Origin of the sequence: Kribbella qitaiheensis, from assembly GCF_042657745.1 — a bacterium.
Classification (GTDB): Bacteria; Actinomycetota; Actinomycetes; order Propionibacteriales; family Kribbellaceae; genus Kribbella; species Kribbella qitaiheensis.
On record NZ_JBHSKE010000011.1, the window covers coordinates 1 to 18,327 of the forward strand.

Genomic DNA, 18,327 nt, shown 5'->3' on the forward strand with positions numbered 1-18,327 from the left:
CACAACGCCCTCCAACGCCACCTCAACCCCAACGAGCAACAGGCGGGTTGACACAGGGCTTCTCATGAGTTGACCGGCTGTGCTTGCACGAATGCCGCCATCTGGCGTTCGAGCGCCTTGGACGCGCTGTTGCGCCAGCCCTCCGCAACGGCCTCCGACAGGGGGTCGGGGAAGATCTCCTCGTCTCCGTTCTCCACGCCGTCGAGGATGGCTCGCGCGACGGACTCCACCGAGGCTTTCGGGATGTCGATCCTCGGACCCATGTCGGTGTCCACGGGGCCGGCCAGGACGGCATGGACCGCCATTCCTCGTCCGGCCAAGGCCGCGCGCAGCGACTGCGTGAGAGAGAAGGCGGCGGCCTTGGAGATCGCGTACGTCGGGTCGAGCGGCACGGCGGCCAGGGCCGCCAGCGACAGCACGTTGACGATGGTCCCCCGGGAACGAGTGAGCAGCGGCAGGAATGCCTGGGTTGTGTCATAGGTGCCGAAGAGGTTGACGGCGAGGTGCTGCTCGAGGGCGGCGCGATCGCTGAGGTCAGCGTAGAGGCCCACCCCGGCGTTGTTCACGAGGACATCGAGAGAGGCAACGCTCTCCACAGCTGCCTGGATCTGCGCGGCATCGGTCACGTCCAAGGTCAGCGGCGTCACCCGCTCATCCGGATGGGCCAATGGCCGGCGCGTGCCGGCATAGACCCGTTTCGCACCTCTCCTCAAGGCTTCCTCGACCAGCGCTTGTCCGATCCCGCGATTGGCTCCGGTCACCAGAACTGAGCTGTCTGCGATTGTCATACCTACCCCTAGCTAGTGATTCCGACCTGTCGAAGATGCAGACATCGCGGCCTCGGGAAACTGGGCGCGCAGCTTCCGCCCAGTTCTGGGCTCGGCCGGTGTCAATACTGGAAACCGGCCAGGGGCGAGAGACATGACGCGAGGGTGGAGTGGTGACAACAGACCTGATCACGAGGGCGCGGGCCGGAGACGGCAGCGCATTCCGAGAGTTGACCGAGCCGTATCACCGGGAGCTCCAGGTGCACTGCTACCGGATGCTCGGGTCCTTCCAGGACGCGGAGGACGCCCTCCAGGACACCCTGCTAGCTGCCTGGCAGGGTCTCGCAGGATTCGAGGGACGCGCCTCGATCCGCACCTGGCTGTACCGGATCGCCACCAACCGCTGCATCAACGCGCTTCGCTCCGCCAAGCGACGCCAGGCCAAGGAGTGGGACGCGCCCGAAATTGAGCCACCTGAGCCGACCGGACTCTCGGAGGTCGTCTGGCTCGAGCCCTATCCCGACGCCCTGCTCGAGGGTGCGATCGACGGACCGCCCGGACCGGAGACACGCTACGAACAGACTGAAGCGATCTCCCTGGCCTTCGTGACCGCACTGCAGGTCCTACCTGCTCGACAGCGTGCCGTGCTCATCCTGCGCGAGGTTCTCGGGTACCACGCGAGCGAGGTGGCAGACATGCTCGACTCGTCGGTCGAGTCGGTCAACAGTGCGCTCAAACGGGCCCGCGTGGGTCTGCAGCGCCGCCTGCCGCTGACGGGCGAGCAGCCTCCCGCTCCCGACTCACCCGCCGAGCAGGCGCTCGTGGAGAAGTTCGTCCGCGCGTACCAGTCCTCCAACGTCGACGAGCTGGTCGCCTTGCTCACCGAGGACGTCCGCGTCTCGATGCCCCCCGTTCCCCTCGAGTACTACGGCCGCGAAGCCGTGCACGGCTTCTACACCAGCGTCATGCGTCCGGATCGCCTGTACGACCTCGTGCCGACGCGGGCGAACGGCCAGCCGGCGTTCGGTACGTACCTGCAAACCCCCACCGATGGCGTCCGCCGCGGGACGGGCCTCCTCGTCCTCACGCTCACCGGCGACCAGGTCAGCGCTGTTACCCGCTTCGACAACAGCGCCCTCCCCTGGTTCGGCCTCCCCCGATCGCTCCCCGGCTGATCGTGAGCTCACTCGGTGCGCTCGGGACCAGCGCGACGAGTCCCCACCCTTCGCGCGTGGTGGTGCGCGAAGGATGGAGAGCGCGGTCGTCAGGCGTTCCGGACGACCTCGTAGGTGAGCAGGACGAGGGCGTCGCCGACGGCCTGGGTGTCGACGAGCCGCGTGGATTTCGTGTCACTGATCTCGCCGAAGAGGCGCTCGCCGGCCCCGAGCACAACCGGGTAGACCATCAGCCGCAGCTCGTCTACCAGGTCATGCTCCATCAGCGTGCTTGCGAGCTGCCCGCTGGCGTAGACGACGATTTCCCCGTCCAGTTCCCGCTTCAGCTTCGAGACCTCGTCCAACGTCTCGCCCTTGAGGACCGTCGAGTTGTTCCAGTCGGGATCTACGAGCGTCGACGACACGACGTACTTGGGCAGGCTCCTCAATCTGTCCGCCCACTCGCCAGTGCGAGTTGCCCACCGGCCCGCGAACCACTCGTAGCTCCGCCGACCCAGCAGCAGGGCCTCGGCGCCCAGCGCCTCGGCGTACTCGGTCTTGGCCCACTCCTCCCCGGCCCGTTCGAAGTCGAACCAGCCGCCTTGCTTGAAGCCCTCGTCACCGGACGGGTCCTGGACGACCCCATCGAGCGTGACGTTCACGCTGACCACGATCTTTCCCATCTCGATCTCCTTTGTTGGCGTTGTCGGCTACCACTGATCTAGACACCGCGACATCGGGAAAGGGGGCGCCTGCCAACCGCCCCCTTCGGCGCTCGGCCGGCGTCCATACAGGATGGAAGCGATAAGTCGAAAGAGAGAGGTGGCGAGAGTGGAGTTGGTGAGAGCCGACCTGATCAGCCGGGCGCGGGCCGGGGACGGCGAGGCGTTCCGGGCGCTGACCGAGCCGCACCGCCGCGAGCTGCAAGTGCACTGCTACCGGATGCTCGGATCGTTCCAGGATGCCGAGGATGCCCTCCAGGACACCCTGCTGGGCGCCTGGCGGGGGCTCGCAGGATTCGACGGTCGCGCGTCGCTCCGCACCTGGCTCTACCGGATCGCCACCAACCGTTGCCTCACCGCGCTGCGCTCAGCCAGCCGACGCCCGGCCAAGGAGTGGGACATCCCCGGCGTCGAACCACCCGAACCGAGCCGGCTCGGCGAAGTCGTCTGGCTCGAGCCGTACCCCGACGCTCTGCTCGAAGGTGCGATCAATCTGCCGCTCGGACCGGAGGCCCGCTATGAGCAGACCGAATCCATCTCCCTGGCCTTCGTGACCGCCCTGCAGGTCCTGCCGCCTCGCCAGCTCGCCGTACTCATCTTGCGCGACGTCCTCGGATTCCACGCGAACGAGGTGGCCGACATGTTGGACACGACCGTCGAGTCGGTCAAGAGCGCCCTCAAGCGGGCCCGCGCGGGGCTGCAGCGCCGGCGGTCGGCGGTCGCCGACCACGAACCGCCTCCCGCCGCCGACTCGTCCGCCGAGGATGCGATCCTGGCGAGGTTCGTCAGCGCGTGGGAGTCCGCCGACATCGACGCGCTGGTCGCACTTCTGACCGATGACGTTTTCATGTCCATGCCACCGCTGCCCTTCGAATACGAGGGCCGAGACGTCGTGGCCGACTTCTGCGCCACCCTCTTCGGCGCGGGCCGCAGATTCGACCTCGTGCCGACCCGAGCCAACGGCCAGCCGGCGTTCGGCGCCTACCTGCGCGCTCCCACCGGCATCCGCCACGGCACCGGCCTGTACGTCCTCACCCTCACAGGCAACCGGATCAGCGCCATGACCCGCTTCGAAAACACCGTCCTCCCAGCCTTCGGCCTACCCCGATCGCTCCCTCTCCTCTAGAGCTGCAGGTGACCAGACCCTCTACGACTCTGCCTGCGGGTTGTTGTCGGCTGTGGCATGCGTCTTCTTGCGGGAGCGGGAGGCGCGCAGGTTCGCGATGTTGCCGCAACTGCGGACGTTGTGCCAGACGCCGCTGCCGTTGCGGGAGGCATCGTAGAAAGCGGAGAGGCAGCCGGGCTCGCGGCACAGCTTGAGCCGGGACCAGGTGCCGGTTCGCTGGGCCAGCAGGATCTCCGACCAGATGGCTGAGGCGAGCCAGCCGGCGCCTGTACCGGCCGGGATCATGGCCACCCGCCCCGATTCGTCGGTAGCCAGGTAGACCTCGGCGCGCTGAGTGACGGCTGACGGTGCGCCGACCGAGTCGGCGGGCCGCTGGTCAGGCGGGATCGCGAGCATCTCCTGCACGCTCGCCCGAAGGTCGCGCAGTACCTGCAGGTCCGTCTCAGGCAGGGTCGGGTCGGCAGGTTCCAGCCCGCGGTCCTCGGCCCACTGGCGGCTGGCGTCCTGCAGCCACTGCTGAGCAGTCGCATGGCCCGCCAGCAGGTCCGCTCCGTCGCGTTCGACGGCGTGGGTGTTGACCAGTTCCTGTACCAGCGCGAGCCCGTCCGGGGCGGTACGGGCCTCGAATCTCGCAGTAGCCATCCATGACATAGACAAAGCCTACTTGACTTCGGTCGCCGAGACCAGCACTCTTGACAGAGGCGAAATGCTTTACACCTCAGTCATCCGAAGGCTGGGCGTGTGCCACCATCGAACGGAGTAGGAAATGACTACCGTCAGCGGATCCACCGTCCTGGTCACGGGCGGACAGCGAGGGCTGGGCAAGCAGATCGTGCACGAGTTGCTGCGGGCGGGGGCCGCGAAGGTGTACGTCACCTCGCGCAGGCCGGTGCCGGAGACCGACCCGAGGATCGTCCCGCTCGCGTTCGAACTGGCGGACCCGAACGCAGCCGCCGAGCTCGCGCGTGCCGCCGGTGACGTCAGCATCGTCGTCAACAACGCCGGCATCATGACGTTCGGCCCGCTCCTGCAGGACGACCAGCAGGAGGTCGAGCGCGTCTTCGGGATCGTGGCGTTCGGACCGTTGCGCGTCGCGAAGGCCTTCGCGCCCGTACTGGCGGCCAACGGCGGTGGCGCGCTGGTCAACCTGCACTCACTCACAGCGTGGATCGCCGGATTCCCCGGCTCTGGCACCCACGGCGCCGCGAAGGCCGCCCTGATCTCGATCACCAACAACCTGCGGGCGGAACTGGCTACGCAGGGCACCCAGGTCCTCGGCGTCCAACTCTCGCTGACCGACACGGAGCTGGTCACGCAGATCGACGGCGCAAAAAACGATCCGCGCGCAGTGGCCGCGGACATCGTCGCGGCTCTGCAGAAGGGCGAGTCCGAACTGATCGCGGACGACTCCAGCCGCCACTTCAAGGCCGCCCTCTCCGGCCCGGTCGGCGAGCTCAACGTTTCGCGCTGAAACCGGGCTTCACCGCATCAAGGAGCACCCGAAATGCACAGCACGACCGGAACCCGGGTGCGTGAGCGCCTACTGGCGGCTGCCGATGAACTGTTCTACAACGAGGGCGTTCAGACAGTCGGCGTCGACCGCATCGCCAAGCAAGCCGGCGCCTCCAAGAAGTCCCTCTACATGGCCTTCGGGAGCAAGGAGGCGCTCGTCGGCGCCTACCTCGAGGGGCGCCGGACCGCCATCGAGGAGGGCATCACCCAGGGACTGGCCAGCTTCGACACCCCGTGGGAGCGACTGCTCGGCGTCTTCGACATCCAGGGCGAGTTCTTCGCCGCACCGGACTACAACGGCTGTCCTTTCCTTGCCGCCAGCGCGGAGGCCGCACCCGGCAGTCTCGTCGAGCGCGCCCACGCGGACTACCGCGCGTGGGTTCGTGCTCTGTTCACCGAACTGGCCGCCGAGGCAGGCGTACCGGATCACGAGGCGGTCGGACGCGAACTGCACCTGCTGTACGACGCCGCGAGCGTCGCAGCGAATGCGGACCGCGACCCCTCGGCGGCAGTCGTGGCTCGTCAGGCAGCCGCCGCCATTTTGAACCACGGGAAGGCACCAAGGAGCTTGAACTGCTGACCAGCGTGGACAACGACACTGTCCCCAACTGCACGGGCTAGAAGATCTCGTAGCCGGGGGTGAGGATCTTGTCCGGGTCGTATTGCTGCTTCGCGACGTCCAGTTGATCGAAGGACGAGCCGAAGTGGTCGCGCCACTCGGCCTTCGACATCGGGAACGCGCTGACCGGGTACAGGGTGCCGCCGGCAGCGTTCACCCGTTCATAGGCTGCCTTGTTGGCGGCCACGAGCCGAGCCGCTTCGCTGGCGTCGTTGGTCGTCGGCATACGGACGAAGTTGAACGCGTAGCACAGGTCATCCGCCGGCATCCGCAGCAACGGGCTCGAGATCGCGGACCTGCGGATGGGAGCGAGCACGACCTGGCCGAACGGGCCCAAGTCCGTTGCGGGATTGAGCGCATCCAGTTCGGCGTTGACGACGGACTCGACCTGGGAGTCACCGATGAACGTCATGAGCCACGGGTGCGGGAAGAACCACTGCCCGTTCGCGCGCAGCGCCGCCTCGAACGCGGCGAACCGGTTGAGGTACTCGAAGTACTCGATCGTCGTGGGCTGCCGTTGGGCCGGGTCGTCGGACAGGCCGGCGAGTAGGACGTCGTCGTCCGGCTGGTCGCCGTCGAAGTTCTTCACCGCGTCCAGCCGGAAGGCGAGGCCGCCGCTCGGCGCCGCCACGATCGCACCCTGCACCACGTCGAACCTGTTGTCAGTGGCCAGCACCCGTACGTCCCTCAGCATCGTCGCCAGGTCCGCGTAGAACAGCAGGAATCGACGCACCGACTCAGGAGCGGCGAGCAGCTTGAGCGTTGCCTTGGTGATGACACCCACCTGGCCGAGCCCGGCGCGCACCGCGTTGAACAGGTCGGCGTTGTTGCTCGCCGAGCAGGTGACCTTCTTCCCCTCGCCGGTCACGATCTCCAGGTCGATCACGTTGTCGCTCTGCACGCCGTACGTCGAGGTGGTGCCACCGACTCCGCCGACGATCAGGGTGCCGCCGACCGACAGTTCGAGGTACTCAGTGAGCACGGGCGGCGTCTTGCCCTGCGCCAAGGTCGCGCGCAGCACGTCGCTCCAGACCGCGCCGGCCTCGACGACCACTCGATCGCCTTCGGCGGGTCCGACGGATCGGAGTGTCGACATATCGGCCACGATGCCGCGCGGGACCAGCGAGCGGCCGAACGTCGAGTGGCGCTGGCCCTGTGGGGCGAACTTGCCACCCCGCGACGCGGTCCACTGGATCGTCTTGGCCACGTCGTCGGCTGACCCCGGCAGCAGCACGGCCTCCGGCGTCTTGTGCACGATGTGGCCGAAGTCGTCAGCGCGCCTGTCGCACGCATCCTCGTCGAAGCGGAGCTCACCATCCAGCGACGGGGCAGCTCCTCTGGCGTGTCGGTGGCATCAGTCATCTCCTCACATCTCCATCGCAACCCGCACCCGAGGGCCGTTCGTCTGCCTGACAACAACTGTTCATCGGGGGTCGGCATCGAACCGATCATTTGTCTGACTGGTAGTCATGGCGTTCTTCTCGCCATGGCGCCAAAGCCGACGAAGACCACGCGGACAGCGGCGGTCAGCCGGGCTACGAAACCCTCCCGGGACTCCGACCGGGCGTTGGACAGATACTTCGCGCCCTGGGCCACCGTGTGCAGTGCCCCAGCAATCTGCTCCGGGGCGACACTCAACCGCCTGCGGTCGCTTTCGGACATCGAAGCTGCGATCGCCGCCGCGAGCTCGGCGTCGAACGCGGCCTTGGCCGGGTCGACCATGTCGGCGAGCCGCATCGCAGGGTTCTGGAGCAGATCCCCGATATCGGACGCCAGCATCGACCCGACGTAACGCCCCAGCCAAGCGTCCAAGGCGGCGACGACCCGCCGCTCCAGCCCGACACCTTCCTCGTTCAAGCAACGAGAAGCATCGCCGAGCGCAGTATCGAGTTCCTTGCGGACCGCGGCCCGGAACAACGCGTCCTTGTTGGCGAAGTACAGGTAAAGACCCTGCCGGGAGATGTCCGCAGACCGTGCGATCTCATCCATCGAGGCCTTGCGAAACCCGTACCGCCCGAACACCTCCAGAGCCACCGCAAGAACCCGCTCCTGCCGCGCACTGTCCGGCGCAGACACCATCGACTCCATAGCGAAACTTTACAACGCACGTCCACTCTGTCAAGCAACCCGACTGGCGACCGGTCGAACCAAGCACACACGACTGTTAGTTCGAACTGGTCTTCATCATCGATGGCGAGGATGTCGCCCAGGTGATGAGTGAGTAACTATGCCTAACTCGTTGCCTTCCGGGTCGGCGAGGGTGCAGCGGCCACGGAGCTCGTCGGTCACGATCCGTCCGCCGGCGGAGACGGCCGCGTCGATTCGGGCCTGGGCCTGGTCGTGCGGGACGAACAGGATCTGCAGTGGCGGGCTGCAAGGGTCAGCTGGCGGCACGCCAGCTGGACGGCGTACCGCTGATTCCGAGCGAGTGGCGGTGGCCGCCGGTGCTGTCCATCATCCAGATCACCGGATTGACGTACCGGCCCGGGAAATCCGGGTCGTAGACGCCAGGTCCGCGACCGTAGGTCAGCCAGCGTCCGTCCGGCGACCAGACCGGGCTCAGTTCCTGGAGGTCCGGAGTGGTCGTCAACCGCCGGATCGCCCCGGACGCGACGTCGACCAGCCACAGGTCTCCTAGTGCCTCGACCGCGAGCTGATTCTCCTTCGGGTTCCAATCGAGGCGATAGGCGCCTGCCAACGGGATGACCTTGCGAATGTGTGCGCCGTCCGCGCTGTAGATCCGGACGTCGTTGTAGGTCGAGGTCGCGAACCAGTGTCCCTTCGGCGCCCAGGACGGAACCAGGTCGCTGCTGTCACGCGCACCGGTGAGGTTCGTCCAGCCGGAGGCGTAGCCATCCTTGCTGACCGCCCAGATGTCGCCCCCGGACTCGCCGATGATCCACTGACCGTCTGGCGACCAGCGCGGGAACGCGGGCCCGAAGCCCGCTTCGACGAGCCACCGGTCGTCGGTGCCGTCGGCGGCCATCGTGCGGAAGCTGTTTCCGTCGATATAGGCGATCCGGGTGCCGTCAGGCGAGTAGTCCGGCGAGGCAAACCAGGCCACACTCCTCCCGGTGTCCTGCACACCCTGCCCTGTCGGCAGCACGCTCTTGAGGAGGCTCCCCAGCGACTCATCCCCGACATACAAGATGCGTCCGCCGGGCGCCGGTGGAGCGGCGTACGCCGAGGTGCCCGGCACCACCACCAGAACCACGGCCACCGCCGCAATGAACAGTTTGCGAGAACCACGCATGACAATCCCCCTTCGCCGACTCCGCTGAGTACACGGCTACCAGGCTCGATGCAGTCAGGACCGCGGAAGTTGCGGAACCACGAGAATGGTTGGGCTTGCGTCAGGCGAGGGCGGCTGGGGCCTCGCGGCCACTGCATCTGCCGACCAACGTCCCCACGGGACTAGTTCTGCGGGGCGTCACCTTGTCTGCGGGCCAGCTGTTCAGCGTGGTCTGCCTCCTGGATGAGCTCCGCGGCAAGTGCGCGGGCTACGTCAACGGTGAGGCGGAGCCACAGCGACTCGTCGCGGGCATCCGGGCTTGGTCGCCCCTCGATCTCCAGTGCCACCAACGGCACACCGGGGCCGGCGTTGCCGCCAAGCCCGGCGTGGCGGACTCCAGCCTCGACGTCGAACCCGGTCACATGCAACTCGTGCATGCCGTCGTCACCCATAGAGGGAGAGAATAGCCCGGCTGCCGAAGTCACCTCCTGCACAGGGAGTTTCGCACTCACGGTCTCGAGCTGGCGGTGATCGACTGGACGGCCAGGCAGCGAAGCGCTCAGACTCACCGACGAGAAGCTCGACGCCAGTCGTCCTGATGTTCCTCCGGCTATTGCGGATCAACGGGAGCGGACAGAGTGGACCCGTCTGGCCAAGCGCAGATGCACAAGCGGTTTCCGGCGCGGGTCCGCGAGGATCCAGCTGCCAGGGGCGTCGGCGTCGTCGACGATGCGGCCTCCTGCGGCAAGGGCCGCCGCCACACGCGCCTCGACCTGCTCGCGAGCGACGGACACGTCGAAGTGCATCGCGTGCCGGAGCGGCTTGTCCGCGTCGAGCTCCTGCATCCAGACCGTCGAGCCGTGGCCGAGCGGATCGACGGCATTGTCGTCATCTACCGGCGCGTACCCGAGGGCGGCGCGCCAGAAGCCGACCTCGACCGAGTCGGGCTTGGCAGCTATCGCCACCTGAACCTCTTGCGCGCTGGTGCGGTCGGCGACGGCACCATGCGCCCGCGCAGTCGCCGAGATTACCCGCGCGAAGTGGATATGCCGTTCCTCCAGCTGCCAGACCCCACGGCTCAACCGCACACTGAGACGGTCGTCGGCGATCGTCATGCGAGCCCCCGAGCCTTCGATGCCGGGGATGTGCGCGACCGCGGCGGCGAGCTGCGCCGCTTCGCCGAGCGACGGGACCCTGAACACGGCGGTCGTTCCGCCGTGTAACACCACCCAGTCGTCAACACCGTCCGCAGCGAGGAACTCCCGCCAGCCCTGCTCGCTCATGCTCGCCTCCTCCACAGAAGGTAATGCAAGGCTAGGATCTGACCGACCGGCTCGGTGTAGATCGGATCACAGGTCGGTCGGGCCGGGATGTGGCGAACCACGCCGTGAATGGCGGCAGCAAACGATCTCAAGCGGCAGCCCGGCGTGGTCCGCAGGCGAGCCTACGCCGTACCGAGCCGCCGAGCTAGCCGAGCTGACCGGTCCAAGGCCCCATCCGGCCGACGAGGTTCGCAGCTCCCGCGGCATTTCGTAGCGCTGGGCAACTGGTGACAGGTCCCCGCCGATAAATCCTGCCTCAGACCTTCTACGAGGCTCACTGGCTCTCATCGCATGGTGGGCTCGATCTGGGCCTGGCTGGGCATTCCGGGGATCGCGCCGTCTCGTAATGCCCGACATTCGGACTCAAACGCTGGTCTTGGGGGCGAATCCGTGGTGTCGTCTTAGTGCGGCTTCACCGTGGCCCCTCCCCGAAGCGATCGGTGTCGCCGCATCGCTAGGAGGGGACGTGCCAGGTGACCCGCAAGCAAGAGGAGTGGCAGCAGAACGTAGTACACCATCGGTACCGGTCGAAGAAGGTCAGCTGAGATCCGCGACCCGGATCTCGCCGATCCGACCAGGAACAGTGTTGCGGCAACGTCTTCTCGACCTTGTCAGCCAGGGGGTTCAGCGGCCGCTCACAGTGGTCAGCGCGCCGGCCGGCTTCGGCAAGACGATGCTGCTGGAGTCGTGGGAGAATCTGTCCGCGGGAACGGACATGATCAGCTGGATCGCGCTGGACGCCACCAGCGAAGAGCCTTCGGCCCTGCTGGAGTCCGTCCTCGACGGGGTCCTCGTGGTCGACTGCGGCGATCTCACGGTCACCGCTGAGTTCGGGCAGACCCTCCATCGCCTCATCCACGGCAACGCAGGGCGAGTACGCATCGTGCTGCTGACGAGATCGGACCCGCCTGTCCCCCTGCACCTCTACCGGTTGGCGGGCACGGTTGCCGAGATTCGCGCTACCGATCTGGTCTTCACGACGGAAGAGGCCACCGAGCTGATGCGTCTGCAGAACCTCGACCTGGCACCGGCGGATCTCGCGGTGCTCAGGGAGCGGACCGGCGGCTGGCCCGCAGGGCTGATGTTCGCAGCCATGAGCCTGGCCGGGAAGGCCGATCCGGCCGAGGCCATCCGGGAATTCCGCGGCGACACCGGAAACGTCGCGGCCTACCTGATGTCCGAGGTCCTCGACGCGCAGCCGCCGGCGCTGCGGGAGTTCCTGCTCCGGACCTGCATCGTGGACGAGGTCCAACCGGCGCTGGCCAGAGCGCTGACCGGGCGCCCGTGCGACCGTCGGTCGCTGGAATTCATCGCCCACGGCAACTCTTTCATCCAACCCGTTCCCGGGAGCGATGAGTCCTACACCTACCAGTCGCTGTTCCGCGAGTTCCTCCGAACTCAAGTGATGTTCGAGCGGCCCACCCTCACCCTGGCTCTGCACCGCATCGCAGCCGCCTGGTTCGCGCAGAACGGTCAGCGGCTCGAGGCGATCCAGCACGCCATCACGGCTCGCCGGTGGCGCGACGCAGCGGGCTATCTGGTGGAAGATCTCGACTTCGCGAGACTCCTCGTCGGGCGCCACCGCCGGCGGCTGACGACGGTGTTCGCCGACCTGCCCGATGACCTGGAGGGCGCCGACGCCGCGATCGTGAGAGCGACCTGCGCGCTCGCCGAGTACGACGTCGCCCGCTCGACGTCGGAGCTCCGCAGAGCACGCGACTGGCTGGACGGTGACGTCTCCACCCCGAGCCGGGCACCCGAGCTTGCGATCACCGTGCTGCAGGCGGTGTCCGCGAGCCTCGGAACGGACGTCGACACGGGGCTGGACGCCGTACTCGCCGCCGAGGCCGCGCTGCGGGCAGCATCCCGGGAACCAGCCATCGCTCGCCCGGAACTGAGGCTGCTCATGGCCGGCTGCAAAGGCCGCATCCTGCTCCAGCGCGGAGACTTCCCGGCGGCGCTGGCGGCCTTCACCGAAGGCATCGCTGTTGCCGAAAAGGCGGGGGTGCACGAGGCCCTGGCCGACTTCCTGGGGATGTCCGCCCTGGCGGAGGCGGCCTGGGGACACCTTCGACGAGCGGCCGAGCTCGCCGCGCATGCGACCGCACTGGCGGAATCAGGCGGCCAGCCCGAGGAGCCACAGTCGGCCATCGTGGCGCGGGCCTGGATCAGTACCGACCGGGGTGAGCTGACCGAGGCCAAGGATCTGGTGCACCGCGCCGCTGAGGCAGCGCCGACCCACGACGCCCATGTCCTCGCTGCCGCGCTGGCTCTGATCAGGGCCAGGCTGCTCCGGGGCGGAGGCGAAACCGAGTACGCCGGTGCTGAACTGCGGGCCGCGAGCAACAGCTACGGCACCCAGCACGGCGGCTGGCTCAACCAGTCCCTGATCATCGACGAAGCCAAGACACTGGTCGCGCAGCATCTGCCCCGCGAAGCCATCAACGTGATCGAGCACTCTCCAGGACGCGACCAGGTCGGATCGCTCCTAGTACTGCGGCGAGCTGCGATCGAGGCCGGCGAGCGGAAGCCCCATCTACCCCCAGCTGCCACGCACCGCACTGTCCCGCTCGAAACGCAAGTGGACAGTTGGCTGGTCCAAGCCGCGGAATCGCTCAGGACCGGCGACTCCGGGCGCGGCGGGCTCTGCCTGGAGCGTGCCCTACGGCTGGCTGCCCCCGAGCAATTGCGCCGTCCGTTCACAGAGGCGGCGCCGTCGGTGCAACGGATGCTCCAGCCCACTGGTGAGCTACTGACGCGGCACCCGTGGCTCCGCGCACCAAATCACCCACGCGGCCACGACCGGGCCATCGGAAGCTCAGGTCATCAGCCGGGCCATGCGCCTGCCGACTTGACTCGGGCTGTCCCCCTCACCTGTAAGGAGCACGAGGTCCTGGGGTACCTGGCCGAACTGCTGACCACCGAGGAGATCGCCACCACCATGTACGTCTCGGTCAACACGGTCCGCAGCCACGTGCGGAGCATCCTTCGCAAACTGAACGCATCACGCCGCAACGAGGCCGTCCGCCGGGCGTGGGAGCTCGGACTGCTGCCCGCACGCCAAGAGGAGGCCTGACGTTTCGAGGCAGAGGTGTACTGTCGCGCCGTTCACGACCGAACTGGCGGCTGGGTCCCGATGCTGACCGGTGACGAAGCGAGATGTCATTAGGCGAGGAACTTCATCACCAGCTGATTGAAGTCGTCTGGTCGCTCCAGCGGCACGACGTGTGATGAACCGTCGCCTGTGATGATCTCGAACCGGGCTCGCGGGATCCCGTCGGCGACCTCGCGCGCGATCCACGGCGGTGTCAGCAGATCCTGCTCACCGACGACCACCAGAGTGGGAGCCTTGATGCCGCCGAGCCGATCGAGGGCGTCGAACTGCAGGTAGGCCTGAGCCTGGCGACCGTAGGCCTCAGGCTCGACCGGGTTCGGATTGCTCGCCAGCATCGCCATCGTCTCCTGCACCGCCTGCTGATTGCGAAGGAAGGCCGAGGAGAAGAGCCAGGTGAACTGCTGACCTCCGAACACCTCTCCGCTGGAGTCGTTGGCCCTGACCCAGTTCCAGATCGAGATCGGGTCGACCGCGCTCCTTGCGGGCGCCGCATTGGGACCTGCCAGCACCAGCCGATCCAGACGATCCGCATGCCGCAGCGCGAACTCCACCCCGATCATGCTTCCCATCGACAAGCCCACCAGATGAGTGCGCTGGATAGCGAGAGCGTCGAGCACACCGGCCACGTCGTCAGCCATGTCCGCGACGGTGTACGGGTGATCGGCTCGGGCGCTGCGGCCGGCATCGCGGTTGTCGACGAGGACGACACGGAACTGGGTGGAGAGAGCGGGGACCTGTTGAAGCGTCCACAGTGACGAGTCGTATCCGATCCCCATCAGCAGGACGAGTGGTGGGCCGTCGCCATGAATCTCGTAGTACAGCTCCTGCCCGTTCGTGCGGACGGTTCCCGATCGCGGGACGTCCTGGATGTTCCCGGACATCGGCTTCTGGTTCGAAGTAGCGGTTGCGTTGGTCATGAGTCCTCCTCGTTGGCTCGGGGACCCTTGGTCCCACCCTGGATGCGTGAGCAAGACTGTTACGGCGGTAACCCTGACGGTTACGATCGGCGCCTGCTGACCCCGAACTCCGACCGGCCACGAATTCGGGAGACGTGCGATGACCGACGGCGCTGGTCCTGGTCTCATCGAACGCGCGCGTGACGCCAAAGCCGGGGGCAATTGGCAGGAAGCCTTCGACCTGCTCATGGAGGCGGACGCCGACGGCCTCCTAGCGCCCGGCGATCTTCCGGTGCTTGGCGAGGTCGCCTATGCGGCCGGCCATCTCGATGTGACCATCGAGGCGTGGGAGCGTGCCCATGCGGCGTACATGCAAGCGGATGACCGGGTCGCGGCCGCGGCTGCGGCGGTTCGCGTCGCGATGCACCTGCTCTTCGACACGGCGCTGATGGCACCGGTGCGCGGCTGGTTGGCGCGAGCGGAGCGGCTTCTCGAAGGTCACGAGGAGACGCCGGCGCACGCGTGGTACGCGGTCGTCCGCAGCTACGAGCGGATGCTGACCGGCGACCTCTCCGGCGCCCGGCAGTGGGCGCGGGACGCCATCGAGGTCGGTTCGAAGTGTGACCTGGCGGCGCTCGCCATCGCACGAGTGGCAGAGGCACGGGCGCTCATCTTGGACGGCGATGTCCAGCAAGGACTGGCGCTGCTCGACGAAGCCGGGGTGGCGACAGTCTCCGGGGACCTCGACCCGTTCTCGACAGGCGTCGTGTACTGCGAACTCGTCTGCGCGCTGCAGGGCGCGGCGCAGTACGACGTGGCCGAGGAATGGACCGAGGCGATGGAGCGGTGGTGCGAGACGAATGCCATCGGGAGCCTGCACGGTCGCTGCCGGGTCCACCGCGCCGAGATCCTCAGGTTGCGCGGGTCGTGCAACGAGGCGGAGAGTCAGGCGCTCGTGGCCTGCGAGGAACTTCGCCCCTACCTGCGGCGCGAACTGGGGTGGCCACTGAACGAGCTCGGACGGATCCGGCTTCACCGGCGGGACCTCGTCGGCGCGGAGGAAGCCCTGCTGGCCTCTCATCGCGCCGGATGGGACCCTCAACCGGATCTCGCGCTGGTGCGTCTGGCCCAAGGCGACGTGGCCACCGCGGCTGCCTCCATCCGAGACGCTCTCGAACACCCCTTGCGCGTGCCGTCGAAGGAGCGACCACCGAACACCGACCTGCAGCGCGCGCCGCTGCTCGAGGCACAGGTCGAGATCGAGATCGCAGCCGGAGACCACGAACGGGCTCGATCGGCCGCCGACGAGCTGGAACTCATAGCCGGCCGATTCGAGAGCAACGCCTTGGTCGCCGGCGCCGCCCTCGCTCGAGGAAGAGTTCGGCTCGCCGACGGCGATGCGACAGGCGCGAAGCAGTCCTGCTCCGAAGCCGTGCGGCTCTGGAACGAAGTCGGCGCCCCTTACGAGGCCGCGGTCGCACGCATCGGCCTCGCCGACGCCCACCGCGCCAGCGGGAGCGAGCACCGGGCCGTCTTGGAGCACCAAGCGGCGCGCACGATCCTCGAAGGGATCGAAGCCGCCCCCACGGTGCTCCCAGCAGATGACTTCACGCACCGCGACGCACCTGACGAGCCGGCTCAGAGCTTCAACGTCTTTCGTCGCGAAGGTGACTACTGGACGGTGGTATTCGAGGCGAAGACCGTCCGCATGCGCGACCTCAAGGGCATGCACTACCTCGCGCGGCTCCTAGCCGACCCCGGCCGGGAATACCACGTACTGGATCTGGTCGGCGCCGAGTCCGAAAGCGGTATACAGGTCGACGACAGCAAAGGCGCTCGTATGCCGCGCCCGGCACTCGGCGATGCGGGCGAGATGCTGGACGCACGAGCAAGGGACGCGTACCGCCGTCGCCTCGCCGAGATCGACGACGACATCGAGCAGGCGCGCGCCATCGGGAACGCCGAGCAGGCCGCGCAGGCTGAAGTCGAGCGCGACTTCCTCCTTCGAGAGCTCGCGCGAGCGTTTGGCTTGGGTGGTCGTGATCGACGAGCCGCATCCGCGTCCGAGCGTGCTCGATCCGGCGTGACCCGCGCGGTCCGCCAGACGATCACCCGGATCACTGAGCACCATCCCCAGCTCGGCGAGCATCTCAGCCGCACCATCCGCACCGGCACGTACTGCGGCTATCACCCGGACCCTCGCGCCCCCGCCCGGTGGAGGTCGTAGTACTGCGCCTGGCGGAGGCTAGGTGGTGCAGACAGGGGCCGGCGGGGACTGCTTGGTGAGCAGGAACTGGTCGGTCGCATTCCGCGCACAGTCCGAGGTGTAGTACGAGGTGTGTCCGTCGCCGATACGAGACAGCACGCTGCTCCCACGGATCTGGGCCGCCAGGCCGAAGGCCCACTGGTACGAGACAGACGGGTCGTGCGTCGAATGGACGATCAGTGTCGGCACGCCCTTCACATCCAGGGTGCGTTGCGGATTGGCAACCTTGAACGGATAGCCGATGCACAAGCCGCCCAGCCAGAACTCCGACCCACCCTGCAGGTGAGGCGCCAGTTGCCGGGCCATCTCGATGCGCTGCTCCATGTCGGCGAAAGTGTGGATATCGGCCACGTAGTCACCGCAGTGATTCGCGATGCGGGCGAAGAGGTTGTCGGTGGGACCCTGCGGCGGTGGGAAGGCGAAGTATGCGGCGTCCCCGGCCACAGCTCGCTTGATGACCTCGGAGAACACGGGCCAGGACAGCTCGCCCGCGATGACGTTAGGCGTCTTCGCGACGAGCCAGGTCGGGGTGTTCAACCGGATGTCGTCCCCGGTCACTAGACGCAGGGCTCCTTCGACCGGGATCGGGTTCTGGTCGGCGTCCTTGACGAGCTGGTCGTAGACCGCAGCGACATCCTGGCCTCGCAATGCGCAGTCGGCAGCAGTGCCACACCACTCGACGAAGCGATTGAATGCTTCTTCCACGGTGCTTATCCCGTCGGCGGTGATTTGCACCTCCGAGCCGCTGTGCTCGAGGGCCGCGTCCAGGACCATGGCTCGCGTGCGCTTCGGGTACAGCTGGGCATACTGCGCACCGAGCTGCGTGCCGTAGGACAGACCCAACCAGTTCACCTGTGAGACGCCCAGTGCGATCCGCAGAGCCTCATGGTCGCGGGCAACGCTGACGGTGTCCGCGTGCAACATCAGTGGCCCGGTCTGCTGCAGGCAGCTCTTCGCGACCGCGCGGTTGTGGGCCACCATCGCGTCGAACTCCTGCTGCGTTCGCGGGAAGAAGCTGTAATCGGGCGTCAGTGCCGGAACGCCGCACGTGATGGGGGTACTTGCGCCGACGCCTCTCGGATCGACGCCGACGATGTCGAAGCGAGCTCGCAGCGTGGTGGAGAAGAAGGTATCGGCCGCGATGACATAGCTGACGGCGCCATCTCCCGGGCCGCCGGGGTTGAAGAACAGGGTGCCGATGCGGTGCGCCGGGTCGTCGGCGGGACGGCGGGCCACGGCCACATTGATGTTCGGACCCTTCGGATGTGACCAGTCCGCCGGCACGCGCAGGGTGCCGCAGCGGGCCACGGTCGATCCCGGACAGGGACCGAAGTCGATGCTGTACCCCGGTGACTTGGCGGACGTGGACTCCGCGGCCGACACGAAGGCCGTCGACGCGAGCATTCCAGCACCGAGAACCGCCACGAGCAGCAATCTGCGAATGCGTCGGATCCTCATCGGGACTCCCCACGGCGCGATCAACCTCGACCAGAGCCCGGAGCTGACCTCACTCTGCCTGGGTGGACGGGTCAGCCCATCGCCAAGGTGGCGCCACTTCAACCGTCCTCGCCACCTCAAAGAGTGTCAAGACGAGCC

The 18,327-nt window shown here is 67.3% G+C and carries 16 protein-coding genes; 6 read left to right on the forward strand and 10 right to left on the reverse strand.

Annotated features, from left to right (window positions below; translation table 11 throughout):
• Nucleotides 1-62: 62 nt before the first annotated feature.
• A complete protein-coding gene (locus tag ACFPJ1_RS11700; protein ID WP_380103577.1) occupies nucleotides 63-788 on the reverse strand; it encodes an SDR family NAD(P)-dependent oxidoreductase in 726 nt (241 codons plus the stop codon).
• Between the two features lie 152 nt (nucleotides 789-940).
• On the opposite strand from ACFPJ1_RS11700, the gene ACFPJ1_RS11705 reads away from it, so the two are divergent.
• Nucleotides 941-1,942: a sigma-70 family RNA polymerase sigma factor gene (locus ACFPJ1_RS11705; protein WP_380103578.1), complete on the forward strand. Its 1,002-nt coding sequence runs from the start codon at nucleotides 941-943 to the stop codon at nucleotides 1,940-1,942.
• An 89-nt stretch (nucleotides 1,943-2,031) separates the two neighbouring features.
• On the opposite strand, the gene ACFPJ1_RS11710 is transcribed toward ACFPJ1_RS11705, so the two are convergent.
• Complete coding sequence (locus ACFPJ1_RS11710; RefSeq protein WP_380103580.1) at nucleotides 2,032-2,604, reverse strand: dihydrofolate reductase family protein; 573 nt, start codon at nucleotides 2,602-2,604, stop codon at nucleotides 2,032-2,034.
• A 148-nt stretch (nucleotides 2,605-2,752) separates the two neighbouring features.
• Here ACFPJ1_RS11710 and ACFPJ1_RS11715 point away from each other — a divergent pair, with 148 nt between their 5' ends.
• Entirely contained in the window at nucleotides 2,753-3,769 is a 1,017-nt protein-coding gene (locus ACFPJ1_RS11715; protein ID WP_380103581.1) for a sigma-70 family RNA polymerase sigma factor, read from the forward strand.
• A 21-nt stretch (nucleotides 3,770-3,790) separates the two neighbouring features.
• On the opposite strand, the gene ACFPJ1_RS11720 is transcribed toward ACFPJ1_RS11715, so the two are convergent.
• The gene (locus tag ACFPJ1_RS11720; RefSeq protein ID WP_380103583.1) at nucleotides 3,791-4,420 is read right to left on the reverse strand and encodes a CGNR zinc finger domain-containing protein; all 630 of its coding nucleotides are present in this window, start codon (nucleotides 4,418-4,420) and stop codon (nucleotides 3,791-3,793) included.
• Between the two features lie 115 nt (nucleotides 4,421-4,535).
• Here ACFPJ1_RS11720 and ACFPJ1_RS11725 point away from each other — a divergent pair, with 115 nt between their 5' ends.
• Nucleotides 4,536-5,240: an SDR family oxidoreductase gene (locus ACFPJ1_RS11725; protein WP_380103585.1), complete on the forward strand. Its 705-nt coding sequence runs from the start codon at nucleotides 4,536-4,538 to the stop codon at nucleotides 5,238-5,240.
• Between the two features lie 33 nt (nucleotides 5,241-5,273).
• Nucleotides 5,274-5,861 (forward strand): TetR/AcrR family transcriptional regulator, encoded by a 588-nt coding sequence (locus ACFPJ1_RS11730; protein ID WP_380103586.1) that lies wholly within the window; start codon nucleotides 5,274-5,276, stop codon nucleotides 5,859-5,861.
• Between the two features lie 37 nt (nucleotides 5,862-5,898).
• On the opposite strand, the gene ACFPJ1_RS11735 is transcribed toward ACFPJ1_RS11730, so the two are convergent.
• The 5 genes from ACFPJ1_RS11735 to ACFPJ1_RS11755 form a co-directional block, all read right to left on the reverse strand.
• The gene (locus tag ACFPJ1_RS11735) at nucleotides 5,899-7,155 is read right to left on the reverse strand and encodes an FAD-binding protein (protein ID WP_380103587.1); all 1,257 of its coding nucleotides are present in this window, start codon (nucleotides 7,153-7,155) and stop codon (nucleotides 5,899-5,901) included.
• A gap of 212 nt (nucleotides 7,156-7,367) precedes the next feature.
• Nucleotides 7,368-7,988 carry a TetR/AcrR family transcriptional regulator gene (locus tag ACFPJ1_RS11740; RefSeq protein ID WP_380103588.1) on the reverse strand — a complete coding sequence of 207 codons (621 nt, stop codon included), beginning with the start codon at nucleotides 7,986-7,988 and terminating at the stop codon, nucleotides 7,368-7,370.
• A gap of 292 nt (nucleotides 7,989-8,280) precedes the next feature.
• Nucleotides 8,281-9,153 carry a TolB family protein gene (locus ACFPJ1_RS11745; RefSeq protein WP_380103589.1) on the reverse strand — a complete coding sequence of 291 codons (873 nt, stop codon included), beginning with the start codon at nucleotides 9,151-9,153 and terminating at the stop codon, nucleotides 8,281-8,283.
• 161 nt (nucleotides 9,154-9,314) lie between these two features.
• Nucleotides 9,315-9,584 carry a hypothetical protein gene (locus tag ACFPJ1_RS11750; RefSeq protein WP_380103590.1) on the reverse strand — a complete coding sequence of 90 codons (270 nt, stop codon included), beginning with the start codon at nucleotides 9,582-9,584 and terminating at the stop codon, nucleotides 9,315-9,317.
• 168 nt (nucleotides 9,585-9,752) lie between these two features.
• Nucleotides 9,753-10,415 (reverse strand): VOC family protein, encoded by a 663-nt coding sequence (locus tag ACFPJ1_RS11755; RefSeq protein ID WP_380103591.1) that lies wholly within the window; start codon nucleotides 10,413-10,415, stop codon nucleotides 9,753-9,755.
• 625 nt (nucleotides 10,416-11,040) lie between these two features.
• Between ACFPJ1_RS11755 and ACFPJ1_RS11760 the strand changes: the two genes are divergently transcribed.
• On the forward strand, nucleotides 11,041-13,530 hold the full coding sequence (locus tag ACFPJ1_RS11760) for a helix-turn-helix transcriptional regulator (RefSeq protein WP_380103592.1): 2,490 nt from the start codon (nucleotides 11,041-11,043) through the stop codon (nucleotides 13,528-13,530).
• Nucleotides 13,531-13,619: 89 nt separating this feature from the next.
• Here the strand turns inward: ACFPJ1_RS11760 and ACFPJ1_RS11765 are convergent, their stop codons facing one another.
• Complete coding sequence (locus ACFPJ1_RS11765) at nucleotides 13,620-14,486, reverse strand: alpha/beta fold hydrolase (RefSeq protein ID WP_380103593.1); 867 nt, start codon at nucleotides 14,484-14,486, stop codon at nucleotides 13,620-13,622.
• Nucleotides 14,487-14,625: 139 nt separating this feature from the next.
• Here ACFPJ1_RS11765 and ACFPJ1_RS11770 point away from each other — a divergent pair, with 139 nt between their 5' ends.
• On the forward strand, nucleotides 14,626-16,692 hold the full coding sequence (locus tag ACFPJ1_RS11770) for a hypothetical protein (RefSeq protein WP_380103595.1): 2,067 nt from the start codon (nucleotides 14,626-14,628) through the stop codon (nucleotides 16,690-16,692).
• Between the two features lie 18 nt (nucleotides 16,693-16,710).
• Here the strand turns inward: ACFPJ1_RS11770 and ACFPJ1_RS11775 are convergent, their stop codons facing one another.
• Entirely contained in the window at nucleotides 16,711-18,039 is a 1,329-nt protein-coding gene (locus tag ACFPJ1_RS11775; RefSeq protein WP_380103596.1) for an alpha/beta fold hydrolase, read from the reverse strand.
• Nucleotides 18,040-18,327 lie beyond the last annotated feature (288 nt).